The sequence below is a fragment of the Nocardia sp. NPDC057227 genome (assembly GCF_042669725.1).
Taxonomy (GTDB): Bacteria; Actinomycetota; Actinomycetes; order Mycobacteriales; family Mycobacteriaceae; genus Nocardia; species Nocardia asteroides_A.
The window spans coordinates 75,811-94,982 of record NZ_JBHUXA010000014.1 but is presented as its reverse complement, the minus strand read 5'-3'; the positions used below and the strand labels follow the sequence as shown (position 1 = coordinate 94,982).

1 protein-coding gene (running past one end of the window) is annotated in these 19,172 nt (G+C 73.5%); it reads left to right on the top strand.

The genetic code is table 11. The annotated features are described in order from the left end of the window. A protein-coding gene (locus tag ACFUJ1_RS20475) for a non-ribosomal peptide synthase/polyketide synthase (RefSeq protein WP_378647757.1) crosses the window boundary here: on the top strand, positions 1-19,172 show its 3' portion. Its footprint begins 17,776 nt before the window's first position; the window shows 19,172 of its 36,948 coding nt (coding positions 17,777-36,948); the start codon falls outside the window, past its left edge; its stop codon occupies positions 19,170-19,172.

Sequence of the window (19,172 nt, the reverse complement as noted above, 5' to 3'; positions counted from 1 at the left end):
TGGTCACCGACTCCGGATCGCCGCTCGGGCTGACCGTGCGCGAGGTCCGCGCGGGGCTGCCGGAGTCCGCGCGCTGGCTGGTGCTCGAGGAGCTCGACCTCACCGAGTGGGACGGCGCGCCGATCACCGACGCCGAGCGGCTGCGGCCGCTGCGCCCGGAGCACCCGGCCTACGTCATCTACACCTCGGGTTCGACCGGCGTGCCGAAGGGCGTGGTCGTCACGCACTCCGGCCTGGCCAACTTCGGCGAGGAGCAGGCCGAGCGCTACGCGCTCGACGCCGATTCGCGGGCACTGCACTTCGCCTCGCCGTCCTTCGACGCCTCCATCCTGGAGCTGCTGCTGGCGCTGGCTCGCGGCGGCGCGCTGGTCGTGGTCCCGCCCGGGGTCTACGGCGGCGACGAGCTCTCCGAACTCATCCGGTCGCAACGGGTGACCCATGCCTTCATCACCCCGGCCGCGCTGGCCACCTTCGACCCGAGCGGGCTCGACACCCTGCGCGTGCTGGTCGCCGGTGGCGAGGCGTGCCCGCCGGAGCTGGTCGCGAAGTGGGCGGTCCCGCTGGCGGACGGCACAATTCGTGCCTTCCACAACGGCTACGGCCCCACCGAGACCACGATCATGACCAACATCAGCGACGCGCTGGTGCCCGGCGAGACGGTGACCATCGGCGGGCCGACCAAGGGCATGCAGTCGCTGATCCTGGATGCCAGGCTGCGGCCGGTTCCGGTGGGTGTCGCGGGTGAGCTGTACCTGTCCGGCATCCAGCTGGCGCGCGGCTACCACGCCCGCCCCGGGCTGAGCGCCGAGCGTTTCGTGGCCAACCCCTACGTCGACGGCGCTCGCATGTACCGCACCGGCGACGTGGTGCGCTGGACCCGCACCGGCGAGGTCGAGTACGTTGGCCGCTCCGACTTCCAGGTCAAGGTGCGCGGTTTCCGCATCGAGCTGGGCGAGATCGACGCCGCGCTGGCCGCGCACCCGGCCGTCGACTTCGCCGTCACCGTCGGCCACAGGGCCGAGAACGGCGCGACCACGCTGGTGGCGTACGTCGTCGCCGCGCAGCGGCACTCGTCGGACACCGCCGCGCAACGACATTCGCTGGACGTGGCGGAGCTGACCGCGCACGTGGAGGAGAGCCTCCCGGCGTACATGGTGCCGTCCTCGATCATGGTGCTCGACCACATCCCGCTCACCCCGGTCGGCAAGCTGGACCGCAAGGCGCTGCCGGAGCCGGTCTTCGCGACCGAGGTCGCGTTCCGGGCCCCGCGCACGCCGATCGAGCACACCATCGCCGAGGTCTTCGCCGAGGTGCTCGGCGTGGAGCGGGTCGGCGTCGACGACTCCTTCTTCGCGCTCGGCGGCGACTCCATCGTCTCGATCCAGCTGGTGTCGCGGGCCAAGGCGCGCGGCGTGGTGTTCAGCCCGAGGCACGTCTTCGAGCAGCGCACCGTGGCCGGGCTGGCCTCGGTCGCGGAGACCGCGGACGCCGAGACCACCAGGCAGCCCGCGCTGGACGAGCTGCCCGGCGGCGGCGTCGGCCGGATGCCGCTCACCCCGGTGGTGCGGTTCATGGCCGAGCGCACCGGCGGCTTCGGCCGGTTCCACCAGATGCTGGCGCTGGAGCTGCCGGTCGGCATCGACCGGGCGGGCATCGCCGCCACCGTCGGCGCCGTCGTCGACCGGCACGACATGCTGCGCGCCCGGCTGCGCCCCGAGGGCGCGGACTGGGTGCTGGAGACCACCGCCCCCGGCTCGGTCGATATCGACGCGCTCATCGACCGCGTCGAATTCGACGTGACCGCGGGCGATTCGGACCTGCTCGCGATCGCCGAGGCGGCGGTCGACGGCGCGCTGGACCGGCTCGACCCGGCCGCCGGCATCGTGATCCGCTTCGTCTGGCTGGAGCCCTCCGAGGCGAGCCGCGGCGGCAGGCTCGTCGTGGTCGCGCACCACCTGGTCGTGGACGGCGTCACCTGGCGCATCCTGGTGCCGGACCTGGTCACCGCCTGGGGTCAGCTGTCCTCCGGCGGCACCCCGGAGCTCGTCGCCCCGGCGACCTCCCTGCGCTCCTGGGCGCACGCGCTGGAGCAGCAGGCGAACAGCCCCGAGCGGATCGCCGAGCTGGAGTTCTGGCGCGGCGTCGTCGGCGGCCCCGACCCGCTGCTCACCGACCGGCCGCTGGACCCCGCGGTCGACGTGTCGGGTGTCATCGAGAAGATCCAGGTCCGGGTCTCGCCCGAGGTCACGAAGACGCTGCTCACCACCGTTCCGGCGCTCTTCCACGGCGGCGTGAACGACGGCCTGCTCACCGCGCTCGCCCTGGCCACCGCCAAGTGGCGGTCCCGCCGCACCGCCGAGCGCGCCGACTCGCTGCTGCTCCGGCTGGAGGGCCACGGCCGCGAGGAGGAGATCGTGCCCGGCGCCGACCTCTCCCGCACGGTCGGCTGGTTCACCGCCATCTTCCCGGTCCGCTTCGACCTGGCCGGGATCGACGTGGACGCCGCGCTCACCGGCGGCCCCGCGCTCGGCCGGGCGCTCAAGGCGGTCAAGGAGCGACTGCTCTCGGTGCCGGACAAGGGCATCGGCTACGGCATGCTGCGCTACCTGAACCGCAGCACCGCCGCCGACCTGCCCGAGTACCTGCCCGGCCAGGTCAGCTTCAACTACCTGGGCCGGGTCTCGGACACCGACGTGCCAGAGGCGCTGCGCGGCTTCGGCTGGATCCCCGCGCCCGAACTCGGCGCGCTGGCCGCGAGCTACGACGCCGACATGCCCGCCATGGCGCCGCTCGACCTGAACGCCATCGTCACCGGCGACACCCTGCTCACCACCATCGGCTACCCGAGCACCCTGCTCGACGCCGCCGAGGTGCGCGAGTTCGCCGAGCTGTGGGTCACCGCGCTGGAGGCCGTCGCGCGACACGCGCAGTCAGCGGAGGCGGGCGGGCACACCCCGGCCGACTTCGGGCTGGTGCGTAGCACCCAGGCCGACATCGAGAACTGGGAGCGGCGCTTCCCCGCGCTCGCCGACGTCTGGCCGCTCTCCGCGCTGCAGGCCGGACTGCTCTTCCACGCCAGGCTCGCCGCCGGGTCGGTGGACGTCTACACCTCGCAGATCACGCTCACCCTGACCGGGCGGGTGGACGGCACCAGGCTGCGCGCCGCCGCGCAGGCGCTGCTCGACCGCTACGACACCCTGCGCACCGCCTACGTCACCGACGCCGACGGCAACCCGGTGCAGGTGGTGCTGAACAGCGTCCGCGTCCCGTGGGCCGAGCACGACCGCACCGGCGGCGGAGCCGCCCGATCCGACACAGCCGGTGGATCCGTCGAAGACCTCATCGCCGAGGACCGTGCCCGCCGCTTCGACCTGACCGCTCCGCCGCTGATCCGCTTCACCCTGATCAAGGTGGCCGCGGACCGCTGGCAGTTCGTGGTCTCGAATCACCACATCCTGCTCGACGGCTGGTCCATGCCGCTGCTCATGCGCGACCTGCTGATGCTCTACGCGGTCCACGCCGACCAGGGCGTGCTGCCCGCGGTGCGCTCGTACAAGCACTTCCTGGAGTGGGTCGGCAGGCAGGACCACGCCGCCTCGGTTGCGGTCTGGGCGGAGGCCATGCGCGGCGTCGCCGAGCCGACGCTGCTGGCCAGGCCGGACGCCGGGCGCGAGATCACCGCGCTCTCCGGCGAGTACCTCTTCGAGCTGGACGAGGCCGCCACCGCGCGGCTCACCGGGCTGGCGGCCGCGCTCGGCGTCACCCCGAACACCGTGCTGCAGGTGGCGTGGGCGGTGCTGGTCGGCCGGATGACCGGCCGCGAGGACGTGCTCTTCGGCACCACCGTCTCCGGCCGCCCCGCGCAGCTCACCGGCGTGGAGTCGATGGTCGGGCTGTTCATCAACACGGTCCCGGTGCGGGTGCGCTTCGACCCGGCCGAGCCGGTGCGCGCGCTGCTCGCCAAGACCCAGGGCGAGCAGGCCGACCTGCTCGACCACCACTACGTCGGGCTCGCCGACATCCAGGCCGCGGCCGGGATGAGCGGGCTCTTCGACACCCTGGTGGTGTTCGAGTCCTACCCGGTCGACGCCGATGGCATCCAGGCCCAGGCCGCCGACATCGACGGCATGGCGGTCACCGGGCTGGCGGCCACCGACGCCACGCACTACCCGCTCACCCTGATCGCCCAGCTCGACGCGAAGCTCCGCATCCGGGCCGGCTACCTGCGCGACCTCTTCGACGAGGGCACCGTGCGCCGGATCGCCGACCGCCTGGTTCGGGTGCTGGAAACCATGACCGCCGAGCCGGATTCGGCCGTCGGCGACATCGCGCTGCTGGACGCCGCCGAGCGCGCCGAGGTGACCACCGGCTGGAACGACACCGCCTTCGACGTCTCCACCGCGCTGGCCGCCCAGTACGGCGCGGTACCGGACGATCGCGCCTCCGGCGCGGAGCTCCCGCACACGCTGCCCGCGCTCTTCCAGGCGCAGCTCGCGGCCACCCCGGACGCGCCCGCGCTGGAATTCGAGGGGACAGCCCTGTCCTACGACGAGTTCGCGGGCCGGGTCTTCCGGCTGGCCCGCTGGCTGGTCGAGCGCGGCGTCGGCCCGGAGTCCTTCGTCGCGCTCGGCATGCGGCGCTCGCTGGACCTGGTGGTCGGCATGTACGCCGTCACCGTCGCCGGCGGCGCCTACGTGCCGCTCGACCCGGACCACCCGGCCGAGCGCACCGAGTACATCCTCGCCACCGCCGACCCGGTCTGCGTGCTGACCTCCGGCGACGACCTGGAGATCGACACCGCCCAGGTGCGGATCGACCTGCTCGACCTGGACGGCCTGGACGACACCCCGCTCGGCGACATCGACCGGCGCGCCCCGCTGCGCCCGGGCAACACCGCGTACGTCATCTTCACCTCCGGCTCCACCGGCCGCCCCAAGGGCGTCGCGGTCTCGCATGCCGCGATCGTGAACCGCCTCGTCTGGATGCAGGCCGAGTACGGCCTCAGCGCCGACGACACCGTGCTGCAGAAGACCCCCGCCACCTTCGACGTCTCGGTGTGGGAGTTCTTCTGGCCGCTGCAGATCGGCGCCCGGCTGGTGGTCGCGCGGCCGGACGGGCACCGCGACCCGCAGTACCTGGCCGAGGTCATCGAAGCCCAGCGGGTCACCGTCACGCACTTCGTCCCGTCCATGCTCGCCGTGTTCGTCGCCGACGCCGCCGCGGCGGGCAGCACCTCGCTGCGGCTGGTCTTCGCTTCCGGCGAGGCGCTCGGCCCGAAGCCCGCGCACCGGCTGCGCGAGCTCACCGGCGCGGCGCTGCACAACCTCTACGGCCCCACCGAGGCCGCGGTCGACGTCACGTACCACGAGGTCGTCGACGCCGACACGGTCACCGTGCCGATCGGCGCCCCGGTCTTCAACACCCAGGTCTACGTGCTGGATTCGCGGCTGCGGCCGGTTCCGGTCGGCGTCGCGGGCGAGCTGTACCTGGCCGGTGACCAGCTGGCCCGCGGCTACGTCGCGCGGCCGGATCTGACCGCCGACCGCTTCGTGGCGAACCCGCTCGGGACCGACGGCGCCCGCATGTACCGCACCGGCGACCTGGTCGCCTGGACCCCGGACGGCGAACTGGAGTACCTGGGCCGCACCGACTTCCAGGTGAAACTGCGCGGCCTGCGGATCGAGCTCGGCGAGATCGAGCAGGCACTGGCCGGGCTGGACGAGATCGCGCAGGCGGTCGTCGTGGTCCGCGGTGATCAGCACACCGGTGATCAGCTGGTGGCGTACGTGATTCCGGTCACCGAGCAGCGGATCGACACCGAGGCGGTGCGCGAGGAGCTGGGCAGGCGGCTGCCCGCCTACATGGTCCCGGCGCTGCTCATCGCGCTGGACGAGTTCCCGCTGAACGCCTCCGGCAAGCTGGACCGCCGGGCGCTGCCCGCACCGGTCTTCGAGGCCGCGGTCTTCCGCGCCCCGACCACGCCGGTCGAGGAGATCGTCGCCGACGTCTTCGCCGACGTGCTCGGCGTCGCCAGGGTCGGGCTGGACGACGACTTCTTCGCGCTCGGCGGCAACTCGCTGAGCGCCACCCAGGTGGCGGCCAGGCTGGCCGCCGCGCTCGACACCGACATCGGGGTGCGCGAGCTCTTCGAGGCGTCGACGGTGGCCGCGCTGGCCGCCCGCGCCGAGAGCAGTGCGGGCGCGGGATCGCGCGCCGCGCTGGTCCCGCAGCCACGGCCGGAGCGGGTGCCGCTCTCGCTGGCGCAGCAGCGCATGTGGTTCCTGAACCGCTTCGACCCGGCGTCCTCGGTCGACAACATCCCGGCCGCGGTCCGGCTCTCCGGGCTGCTCGACCGGCAGGCGCTGCAGATCGCCGTTGCCGACGTGCTGGCCAGGCACGAGTCGCTGCGCACCTACTACCCGGAGCTCGACGGCACCGGCTTCCAGAAGGTGGTCCCGACCGGGCAGGTCATCCCCGACCTCTCGCCCGCCGAGGTCACCGAGGCCGAGCTGCCGCGCCGGATCGCCGAGTTCGTCCGCACCGCCTTCGACGTCACCGTCGAGGTGCCGTTCCGAGCGAGGCTCTTCGAGGTCAGCCCCACCGAGCACGTGCTCGCGCTGGTGGTGCACCACATCTCCGCCGACGGCTTCTCCATGGGCCCGCTCACCCGCGACGTGATGACCGCCTACGGCGCCAGGGTCGACGGCGGCGAGCCCGCCTGGCGCCCGCTGGACGTGCAGTACGCCGACTTCGCGCTCTGGCAGCGCGCGGTGCTCGGTCGCGAGGACGATCCGGAATCGGTGATCGCCGCGCAGATCGGGTACTGGACCGAGGCGCTGCGCGGCATCCCCGAGCAGCTCGACCTGCCCGCCGACCGCCCCCGCCCCGCGGTGGCGACCGGCCGCGGCGCCACGCACGCCTTCGAGATCGACGCCGAGACCCACGGCAGGCTGGCCGAGCTGGCCCGCGGCCGCGGCGCGACGCTCTTCATGGTCACGCACGCCGCGCTGGCCGTGCTGCTCGCGCGGCTGGCCCGCGAGGAGGACATCGCCATCGGCACGCCGATCGCGGGCCGCGGCGAGCGCGCGCTCGACGACCTGATCGGCATGTTCGTCAACACCCTCGTGCTGCGCACGCCGGTCGACGCCGCCACCTCCTTCACCGAGCTGCTCGCGAAGGTGCGCAGCACCGACATCGCCGCCTTCGGCCACGCCGACCTGCCCTTCGAGCGGCTGGTCGAGATCATCGACCCGGCCCGCTCGCAGGCGCGGCACCCGCTCTTCCAGGTCATGCTCTCGTTCCAGAACGTCGGGCAGAACAGCCTGGAGCTGCCCGGGCTCACCGTCAGCGGCGTCGACATGGCGCTCGACGTCGCCAAGTTCGACCTGCAGCTGGTGCTCACCGAGAAGGCCGCGCCGCTCTCCGGCATCACCGCCGAGCTGATCTACGCCACCGACCTCTTCGACCGGCGCACGATCGCCGCGTTCGGCCGCCGCTTCACCCGGCTGCTGAAGGCGCTCACCGCCGAGCCGGAGCGCGCGGTCGGCGATCTGCCGCTGATCGACGCCCGCGAGACCGAGCAGGTGCTGCGCACCTGGAACAACACCGAGTACCGGGTCGACCCGGACGCCACCCTGGTCTCCATGTTCGAGGAGCAGGCGGCGGCCACTCCGGAGGCTCCCGCGCTCACCTTCGACGGCGAGACGCTGAGCTACGCCGAGTTCGCGGCGCGGGTGCACCGGCTGGCCGGGTACCTGGCCGGCGCGGGCGTCGGCCCGGACACCCTGGTCGCGCTCGGCATGCGCCGCTCGCTCGACCTGGTGATCGGCATGTACGCGGTGCTCGCCGCGGGCGGCGGCTACGTGCCGCTCGACCCGGACCAGCCCGCCGAGCGGATCGGCCACGTGCTGGAGACGGCGCGGCCGGTGCTCACACTGACCACCACCGGCGACGAGTTCGCCGCGGGCGACGCCGTCGCCATCGACGCGCTCGACCTCTCCGGCTACGCGCCGGAGCCGCTCACCGATACCGGGCTGCGCCCGGCGAATACCGCCTACGTCATCTTCACCTCCGGTTCCACCGGCCGCCCGAAGGGTGTCGCGGTCTCGCATGCCGCGATCGTGAACCGCCTGGTGTGGATGCAGGAGGAGTACGGCCTCGACCGCTTCGACGTGGTCCTGCAGAAGACCCCCGCCACCTTCGACGTATCGGTGTGGGAGTTCTTCTGGCCGCTGCAGACCGGCGCCCGGCTCGTGGTCGCCAAGCCGGATGGTCACCGCGACCCGCAGTATCTGGCCGAGGTGATCGCCGCCGAGCAGGTGACGACGGTGCACTTCGTGCCGTCCATGCTCGCCGTCTTCGTGGACGAGGCCGACCCGGCCGCCTGCACCGGGCTGCGCAATGTCTTCGCCTCCGGCGAGGCGCTGCCCGGCGGGGTGGCGCAGCGGCTGCTGAGCGCAACCGGCGCCTGGCTGCACAACCTGTACGGGCCGACCGAGGCCGCGGTCGACGTCAGTTACCACGAGGTCACCGAGTCCGACACGGTCACCGTGCCGATCGGCGCCCCGGTCTTCAACACCCAGCTCTACGTGCTGGATTCGCGGCTGCGGCCGGTGCCCGCCGGGGTGCCGGGCGAGCTGTACCTGGCAGGCGCGCAGCTGGCCCGCGGCTACGTCGCGCGGCCGGACCTGACCGCCGACCGCTTCGTGGCCGACCCGTTCGGCCCGCGCGGCGCCCGCATGTACCGCACCGGCGACCTCGTGGTCTGGACCGACCGCGGCGAGCTGGAGTACCTGGGCCGCACCGACTTCCAGGTGAAGCTGCGCGGCCTGCGGATCGAGCTCGGCGAGATCGAGACCGCGCTGGCCGGGCACCCGGCGGTGGCGCAGGCCGTCGCGGTGGTGCGCTCCGACGACCGGCTCGGCGACCGCCTGGTCGGCTACGTCGTGCCAGGCGCAGCCCCGGTCGACGTCGCGGCGCTGCGCGAGCACGTCGCGGCGCAGCTGCCCTCCTACATGGTCCCGGCCGCGCTGGTGGTGCTGGCCGAGCTGCCGCTCAACCCGAACGGCAAGCTGGACCGGCGCGCGCTGCCCGAGCCCGAATTCGAAGCCGTGGTTTTCCGTGCGCCCGCGACGCCGGTGCAGGAGCTGGTGGCCGACACCTTCGCCCGCGTACTCGGGATCGAGGTCGACGGCGACCGGCCGATCGGCCAGGACGACGACTTCTTCGACCTCGGCGGCAACTCGCTGATCGCGACCCAGGTGGTGGCCCGGCTCGGCGCCGCGCTGAACACCAGGGTCCAGGTGCGCACGCTCTTCGAGGCGCCGACCGTCGCCGCGCTCGCGGCCAGGGTCGAGACCGGTGCGGGCAGCGGCCGCGGCCGGGAGCTGGTGGCTGGCCCGCGTCCGGCGACCATCCCGCTCTCGCTGGCCCAGCAGCGCATGTGGTTCCTGAACCGCTTCGACAGCGCCACCGCGGTGAACAACATCCCGATGGCGGTCCGGCTCACCGGCGCGCTCGACGCCGACGCGCTGCGCCGCGCGGTCGCCGACGTGATCGAGCGGCACGAGGTGCTGCGCACGGTCTACCCGGAGACCGCGGACGGTCACGGCGTGCAGGTGGTGCTGCCCGCGAGCCAGGTCGGCATCGACCTGACCCCGATCACCGTCGCCGAGACCGAGCTGGAGGAGCGGATCAGCGAACTGGTGCTGACCGGCTTCGACGTCACCACCGCGGTGCCGGTGCGCGCCGCGCTGCTGCGCATCGCGGGCTCGATGGACGGCTCGCAGCCGGAGAACCACGTGCTCGTCTTCGTGGTGCACCACATCTCCGGCGACGGCTGGTCGGTGCAGCCGCTGGCCAAGGACGTGATGATCGCCTACGCCGCGCGCTCGCGCGGCGAGGCGCCCGGCTGGGCGCCGCTGCCGGTGCAGTACGCCGACTACGCGCTCTGGCAGCGCGAGACGCTCGGCTCCGAGGACGAGCCGGACTCGCTCATCGCCCAGCAGGTGCGGTACTGGTCGGCGAACCTCGCCGGGCTGCCGGACCAGCTCGACCTGCCCGCCGACCGCTCCCGCCCCGCGGTGGCCTCCAACCGCGGTGGCGTGCACGCCTTCTGGCTCGACGCCGACCTGGTGCACGGGCTGAACTCGATGGCCCGCGCGCACGGCGCCAGCCTCTTCATGGTGGTGCACGCCGCGCTGGCCGCGCTGCTGGCCCGGCTCTCGAACAGCGACGACATCGCCGTCGGCACCGCGGTCGCCGGCCGCGGCGAGGCCGCGCTCGACGACGCCATCGGCATGTTCGTGAACACCCTCGTCCTGCGCAGCGCGGTCGACCCGGCCGAGCCCTTCGCCGAGCTGCTGACCAGGACCAGGGAGACCGACCTGGCCGCCTTCGGCCACGCCGACCTGCCCTTCGAGCGGCTGGTCGAGATCCTGAACCCGGCCCGCTCGCAGGCGCGGCACCCGCTCTTCCAGGTCATGCTCTCCTTCCAGAACACCGGCGACGCCTCCTTCGCGCTGCCCGGGCTCGAGGTCACCGGGGTGCCGCTGGACGTGGTGACCGCCAAGTTCGACCTGCACCTCAACCTGACCAGCGCCGGTGAGCACGAGGGCCTGGCGGCCGAATTCGCCTACGCCACCGATCTCTTCGACCCGGCCACCGTCAACGGTTTCGCGCTGCGGCTGGTCCGGCTGCTGACCGCGGCCGTCGCAACGCCGACCACCCCGGTCGGCGAGATCGAGCTGCTCGACGCCGCCGAGCGCACCCTGGTACTGGAGACCTGGAACGCCACCGCGCACCCGGTCGACGCCGCCGCCACCCTGGTCTCGCTGTTCGAGGCGCAGGCCGCCCTGACCCCGGACGCCCCCGCGCTCACCTTCGAGGGCAAGACGCTGAGCTACGCCGAGTTCGCCGACCGGGTGCACCGGCTGGCCAGGCACCTCATCGACCTCGGGGTCGGGCCGGACACGCTCGTCGCGCTCGGCATGCGCCGCTCCTTCGAGCTGGTCGTCGGCATGTACGCGGTGAGCGCGGCGGGCGGCGCCTACGTGCCGCTCGACCCGGACCACCCGGCCGAGCGCATCGCCTACGTGCTGGAGACCGCGCGCCCGGTCGCGGTGCTCACCACCGAGCGGGACGGCTTCGCGGCCGCCGGCTACCGGACCGTCGCGATCGACGGCCTCGACCTCGCCGAGCTCTCCGGCGCGCCGATCGCCGACGCGGAGCGGCGGGCGCCGCTGCGGCCGTCGAACACCGCGTACGTCATCTTCACCTCCGGCTCCACCGGCCGCCCCAAGGGCGTCGCGGTCACGCACGGCGCGATCGTCAACCGGCTGGTCTGGATGCAGGCCGAGTACGGACTGGACGAGACCGACACCGTGCTGCAGAAGACCCCGGCCACCTTCGACGTCTCGGTGTGGGAGTTCTTCTGGCCGCTGCAGCTCGGCGCCCGGCTGGTGGTCGCGCGGCCGGACGGCCACCGCGACCCCGGCTACCTGGTGCGGATCATCACCGAGCAGCGGGTCACGGTCGCGCACTTCGTTCCGTCGATGATGTCGGTCTTCGTTGCCGAGGAGCGGGCCGACGAGTGCACCTCGCTACGGGCGGTCTTCGCCTCCGGCGAGGCGCTGCCCGCGGCGACCGCGCAGCGGCTCGTCGAGCTGACCGGCGCCCGGCTGCACAACCTGTACGGGCCGACCGAGGCCGCGGTCGACGTGACCTTCCACGAGGTCACCGAGGCCGACACGGTCTCCGTGCCGATCGGCGCGCCGGTCTTCAACACCCAGGTCTACGTGCTGGATTCGCGGCTGCGGCCGGTTCCGGCCGGGGTCCCGGGTGAGCTGTACCTGGCAGGCGACCAGCTGGCGCGCGGCTACGTCGCGCGGCCGGAGCTGACCGGGGACCGCTTCGTGGCGAGCCCGTACGGCGAGCCCGGCGCGCGCATGTACCGCACCGGCGACCTGGTCACCTGGCGGGCCAACGGTGAGCTGGAGTACCTGGGCCGCACCGACTTCCAGGTCAAGCTGCGCGGGCTGCGGATCGAGCTTGGCGAGATCGAGTCGGCGCTCACCGCGCTGCCGAGCATCGCGCAGTCGGTGGTCCTGGTCCGCTCGGATGACCGCCTCGGCGACCAGCTGGTCGCCTACGTGATCCCCGCCGCGGGCGCGACCGTCGACATCGAGGCGGTGCGCACCGAGCTCGGCGGCGAGCTGCCCGGCTACATGGTGCCGAACGCCTTCGTGCTGCTCGACGCCTTCCCGCTGAACCCGTCCGGCAAGCTGGACCGCAGGGCGCTGCCCGCGCCGGTCTTCGAGGCCAAGGTGTTCCGGGCGCCGTCCACCCCGATCGAGGAGATCGTCGCCAACACCTTCGCCGACGTGCTCGGCGTCGGCCGGGTCGGCGTGGACGACGACTTCTTCGAGCTGGGCGGCAACTCGCTGCTCGCCACCCAGGTGACCGCGCGGATCGGCGCGGCGCTCGACACCCAGCTCGCGGTGCGCGACCTGTTCGAGGCGTCGACGGTGTCCGCGCTCGCGACCAGGGTCGAGCGCGCGGCAGGCTCCGGCCGGACCCGCCCGGTCCTGGTGGCGGGGGAGCGGCCGGAGCAGATCCCGCTCTCCCCGGCGCAGGCCAGGTACTGGTTCCTGAACCAGTTCGACACCACCACCTCGGCCGTCGACAACATCCCGCTCGCGGTGCGGCTCTCCGGCGCGCTCGACGTGCGCGCGCTGGAGCAGGCCATCGGCGACGTCTTCGCCAGGCACGAGGTGCTGCGCACCACGTACCCGAGCGCCGACGACGGCCCGCGGCAGGTGATCCTGCCCGCCGGGCGCACCGCGCCGACGCTGGCGATCACCGACGTCACCGAGGGCGAGCTGGTGCCGACGGTGATCCGGTTCGCCATGACCACCTTCGATGTCACCGTCGAGGTGCCGCTGAAGGTGACGCTGTTCCGGATCACGGATGCCGAGCACGTCGTCGCCTTCGTGGTGCACCACGTGGCGGCCGACGGCGCGTCGATGGGCCCGCTGGCCCGCGACCTCATGGCCGCCTACATCGCGCGGGTCGGCGGCGAGGCGCCGTCCTGGACCCCGCTCCCGGTGCAGTACGCCGACTACGCGCTGTGGCAGCGCGAGGTGCTCGGCGCCGAGGACGATCCGGAGTCGCCCGCGGCCCGCCAGGTCGCCTACTGGAAGGCCGCGCTGGACGGGCTCCCCGACCAGCTCGAGCTGCCCGCCGACCGCCCGCGGCCGCCCGCGCAGTCCTTCCACGGCAAGGCGATCCGCTTCGAGATCGCCCCCGAGCGGCACCAGGCGCTGGCCGAGCTGGCGCGCGCCAACCAGTCGTCGCTGTTCATGGTCGTGCACGCCGCGCTCGCGGTGCTGCTCGCCCGGCTCTCCGGCACCGACGACATCGCGGTCGGCACCCCGATCGCAGGCCGCGGCGAGCGCGAGCTCGACGACCTGATCGGCATGTTCGTCAACACCCTCGTCTTCCGCACCAGGGTGCGGCCGGACGCGGGCTTCACCGACCTGCTCGCCGACGTGCGCGAACGCGACCTCGAGGCCTTCGCCAACGCCGACGTCCCGTTCGAGCGGCTGGTCGAGGTGCTGAACCCGGAGCGCTCCACCGCCCGCAACCCGCTCTTCCAGATCGGGCTGTCCTTCCAGAACCTGGCCGAGACCACCATCACCCTGCCCGGGCTGACGGTGAGCGCGGTCGACTTCGACTCCCAGCTGGCCAAGACCGACCTGCACGTCACGCTCTACGACCGGTACGCCGAGGACGGCACCCCCGCCGAGATCGTCACCGAATTCGGCTACGCCACCGACCTCTTCGACGAGGCAACGGTGCAGGGCTTCGCCGACCGGTTCCTCCGGGTGCTGGACGCGGTCGTCGCCGACCCGGCCGTCGCCGTCGGTGCGATCGAGCTGCTCGCCGCCGACGAGAGCGAGCGCATCCTCGACACCTGGAACGCCACCGCGCACCCGGTCGACACCGGGGCCACGCTGGTCTCGCTGCTCGACGCGACCGTCGCGGCGCAGCGCGAGAACACCGCCCTGATCAGCCCCGACGGTGAGCTGAGCTACGCCGGGCTCGGCGTCCGGGTGAACCGCCTCGCCCGCTACCTGATCGAGCGCGGGGTCGGCCCGGAGGACCGGGTGGCACTCGCCATCCGGCGCTCCGCCGACCTGGTGATCGCCATGTACGCCGTCGCGGTGGCCGGCGCGGCCTACGTGCCGGTCGACCCCGACCAGCCCGCCGAGCGGGTCGAATACATTCTCGGCACCGCTGCCCCGACCTGCGTGCTCACCACGGCGGGGGACGCCTTCGCGACCACCGCGGCCGAGGTGGTCGTGCTGGACGAGCTGGATCTGGCCGGGCTGGACGGCGCACCGGTGCGCCCGGCCGAGCGCCGCGCGGCGCTCACCCCGGCGAATACCGCGTACGTCATCTTCACCTCCGGCTCCACCGGCCAGCCCAAGGGCGTCGCGGTGCCGCACGGCGCCATCGCCAACCAGCTGCAGTGGAAGACCGCAGAGTACGGCCTCGGTGCCGACGACGCGGTGCTGCTCAAGACCGCGGCCACCTTCGACCTCTCGGTCTGGGAGTTCTGGTCCGCCGCGGCCGCGGGCGGCACGCTGGTGATCGCCGCCGCCGACGGCCACCGCGACCCGGCCTACCTGCGCACGCTCATGGCCGAGACCGGGGTGACCACGCTGCACGTGGTGCCCTCCATGCTGGACGCGCTGCTCACCGAGGGTTCCCTGCCGGATTCACTGCGCCGGGTGCTCGCCATCGGCGAGGCGCTGCCCGCGGCCACCGCGCAGAAGTTCCGGCGCGGCAATGCCGCCGGGCTGTTCAACCTGTACGGCCCCACCGAGGCCGCGGTGTCGATCACCGCGCACGAGGTCACGGCGGGCGATGTCGTGTCGGTGCCGATCGGCGTGCCGGAGTGGAACTCCCGGGTCTACGTGCTGGATGCGCGGCTGCGGCCGGTTCCGGTCGGGGTCTCCGGCGAGCTCTACCTGGCCGGGGCGCAGCTGGCCCGCGGCTACTTCGCGCGGCCAGAGCTGACCGCCGACCGCTTCGTGGCCAGCCCCTTCGAGCCGGGCGCGCGGATGTACCGCACCGGCGACCTGGTGGCCTGGAACGCCGGCGGTGAACTGGAGTACCGGGGCCGCACCGACTTCCAGGTGAAGATCCGCGGCTTCCGCATCGAGCTCGGCGAGATCGAGGCCGCGCTGCTCAGGCAGCAGGGGATCGCCGCCGCCGCGGTGCTGGCCAGGACCGATCCGGGTCTCGGCGACCGGCTGGTGGCCTACGTGGTGCCCGCCGCCGAACTCGACAAGCGCGCGCTGGCGCACGCGCTGGCAGGCGAGCTGCCCTCGTACATGGTGCCGAGCGCCTTCGTCGAGCTGGCGGCGCTGCCGCTGAACGCCAACGGCAAGCTGGACCGCAACGCGCTGCCCGAGCCGGAGTTCGAGAAGGCCGTCTTCCGCGCGCCCTCCACCCCGGCCGAGAAGCTGGTGGCGCGGGTCTTCGCCGACGTCCTCGGGGCCGAGCAGATCGGCGCCGACGACGACTTCTTCGCGCTCGGCGGCAACAGCATCCTCTCCATCCAGCTGGTCTCCAGGGCCAAGACGCTCGGCGCGGTCTTCTCCGTGCGCGACGTCTTCGACCAGCGCAGCGTTGCCGGGCTGGCCGCGGTCGCCGGGGCGGTGACCGGGCGGCAGCGGCTGGCCGAGCTCTCCGGCGGCGGTGTCGGCGAGGTCGCGCTGCCGCCCGCGCTGCTCGCGCTCGACGGCGCCGACGCGGTCGCGCTGCGGCTGCCGACCGGCACCGGCGAGCAGGAGCTGCGGGCCGCGCTCGCGGCCGTGCTCGACCGGCACGAGGCGCTGCGGCTGCGGCGCACCGAGGCGGTGCTGGAGCTGCGGGAGCGCGGCGCGGTCGGCGTCGCGGACGTACTGCGGAACGAGCGGGTCACCGCGACCGAGCCGGATGCCGACGCGGCGGCCGAGCTGGACGCCGCGCTGGCCCGCGCACTGGCGACCGAGGTGGCGGCGCTCGATCCGGCCGCGGGGAACGTGTTCCGCGCGGTGCGGTTCGCGGTCGACGGCGGCGCGGACGTGCTGCTGCTGGTCGCGCACCGGCTCGCGGTCGACCCCGCCTCCTGGCGGATCCTCACCGGCGACCTGGGCCGGGCGCTGGCGCAGGCCACCGCGGGCGAGACCGTCGAGCTGCCCGCGGCGGGCACCTCGCTGCGCCGCTGGCTGCACGAGGTCGCGCAGGATCGGGAGACCGTCGCGGTGCCTGCCGAGGTGGACGCCTTCGGTGCGGCGGACGCACCCGTGCGGCACGTGCGGACCGTGCTCCCCGCGGCCGAGAGCGACGCCGTACTGCGCGTGGTCCCCGGCCTCTACCACGGGGTCGCCACCGACGCGCTGCTCACCGCGCTGGCGCTGGCCGCCGCGCGCTGGACCGGGAACGCCGCCGCCACCGTGCGGTACGTGAACGACCTGCGCCCGGTCGCGGCCGAGCGCGGTGCCGAGCTCACCCGCACGGTCGGTGACTTCACCGTCACGCACCCGCTGCGGCTCGACCTCGGTGCGGTCGGGGTCGGCGAGGGTGCGGCGCTCAAGCTGGTCAAGGAGCAGGTGCTCGCGGTGCCGGAGCGCGGTTACCCGTCGCTCTTCGCGGCCGGGGAGCCGGGCGGAATCACCTTCCGCTTCGCGGGTGCCCCGGTCGAGGGCTTCGACGAATACCCCCTGCCCGCAGCGGTCTCCGCGGGTGTCGGGGCGCCGACCGACGGCACCGCGGGCAGCGGCTTGCGGGCCGTCGCCACCGCCGCGGGCGAGGTTCCGGCCGCCGCCGGGGTCGAGGTTCTGGCCTCCGTCACCGCCGGTGGCGAGCTGGTCACCGACTTCACCGGCCCGGCCGAAGGGCTGGCCGAGCTGGCCGAGTTCTGGACGGCCGCGCTCACCGGCCTCGCCGAGCACGCGGCAACCGCGGACGCGGGCGGCTTCACCCCGTCCGACATGCCGCTGGTCCGGGTCCGCCAGGGCGACCTGGAGGAATGGGAGCGCGGCTACCCCGGCCTCGCCGAGGTCTGGCCGCTCACCCCGCTGCAGTCCGGGCTGCTCTTCCACGCCCTGATGACCACCGCGGGCACCGACATCTACGTCATGCAGGCCACGGTCGACCTGCTGGGCACGGTCGATGCGGACCGGCTGCACACCGCCGCCCAGGGCATCCTCGACCGCTACCCGAACCTGCGGGCCGGCTTCGTCACCGACTCCGACGGCCAGGCCGTCCAGGTGGTGCCGGAGCGCGCCGACGTACCGTGGCGCGAGGTCGACCTGACCGACCGCGACGACCCCGCCGCCGCGCTGCGCGAACTGCTCGCGGCCGACCAGGCCACCCGGTTCGACATGGCGGCCCCGCCGCTGGTCCGGTTCACCCTGTACCGCACCGCCGCCGAGCAGTACCACCTCTCGATCACCACGCACCACGTGCTGCTCGACGGCTGGTCCATGCCGCTGCTCATGCAGGACCTGCTGGTGCTGTACGCGGTGCACGGCAACCGCTCCCAGCTGCCCGCCGTGACCCCGTACCGGGACTTCCTCGGCTGGCTGGGCGAGCGCGACCTGAACGCTTCGCTGCGCACCTGGGCGGAGGCGCTGGACGGCGCCGCCGAGCCGACCGAGCTGGCCTCGGCCGCCCGCGGCCCCGAGCGGTACGAGACCGGCAAGCTGATCACCTCGATCGACCAGGAGCGGGCCCGCAGGCTCACCAAGCACTGCGCCGACCTCGGCGTCACGGTGAACACGCTGGTCCAGGCGGCGTGGGGGATCCTGCTCGGGCGGCTCACCGGCCGCACCGACGTGGTGTTCGGCGCCACCGTCTCCGGCCGCCCCGCCGAGCTGCCCGGCGTCGAGTCCATGGTCGGGCTCTTCATCAACACGCTGCCGGTGCGGGTGCGGATCGACGACCACGGCCCGATCGCCGACCAGTTGGTGCGGCTGCAGCGCGAGCAGGCCGACCTGCTCGACCACCACTACGTCGGGCTCGCCGAGATCCAGCGGAGCGCGGGCGCCGGCTCGCTCTTCGACACCCTGCTGGTCTTCGAGTCGTATCCGATCGACCGGGAGGCGATCGCCGCCGCCAGCTCCATCGACGGCATGTCGGTGAACGGCGTCGGCGTGCTCAGCAACACGCACTACCCGATGACGCTGCAGGTCACCGCCGAGTCGACCATCGAGTTCGTCTTCGAGTACCTCACCAGCCGCTTCACCGACGACGAGGTGCGCACCCTCGCCGCGCGGCTGATGCGGGTGCTGGAGGGGCTGCTCGGCGACCCGGACGGCCTCGTCGGCGATATCGACATCCTGGACGCCGAGGAGCGGAGCAGGCTGCTCGCCGAATCCGGGGTCGCGGCCGCCGCGCCCGAGCCGGTGAACCGGGTCGGCGCGCGGACCGTGTCGAAGGTGCTCGGCGAGGTGGTCGAGGCCGACCCGGAGGCGCCCGCGCTGCTCGCCGGCGCGGACGAGCTGCCGTACCACGTGCTCGACCGCCGCTCCTCCCAGCTGGCCCGGGTGCTGATCGGCCGCGGGATCGGCCCGGACGACGTGGTCGCCGTCGCGCTGCCGCGCTCGGTCGGGTCGATCGTCGCCCTCTGGGCGGTGCAGAAGGCGGGAGCCGCCGCGCTGCTCGACGCCGTCACCGGCGCGCGCTACGGAATCGGCTCCGGTTCCGATGAGGTCGAGTGGATCGACCCGGCCGACGCCGCGGTCCGCTCGGCCGTCGCCGATGCGCCCGCGCACCCGGTCTCCTACGCCGACCGGGTCCGCCCGCTCGGCGAGGAGAGCCCGGCGTTCGTCCTCGCGGACGGCACGGTGTTCAGCCAGGTCGCGGCGCTCGATCTCGCGCTCAGGGCGCGCGACGAGCACGGCGTCGACTACGAGTCGACGACCTACACCACCGCCACCGGCGGGCTGGTCGCGGTCGTCGAGTTCCTCGCCGCCGCCACCGCGGGTGCGCTCTCGGTCCTGCCCACCGGGGCTGTTGCGGATGATCTCGCCGACGGTGAGGTGTCGCACTGGTTCGTCGCGGCAGGAGACGATACCTCCGCTGCGGAGGACGGGGTCACCGTCGTCACGGTGGAGTGA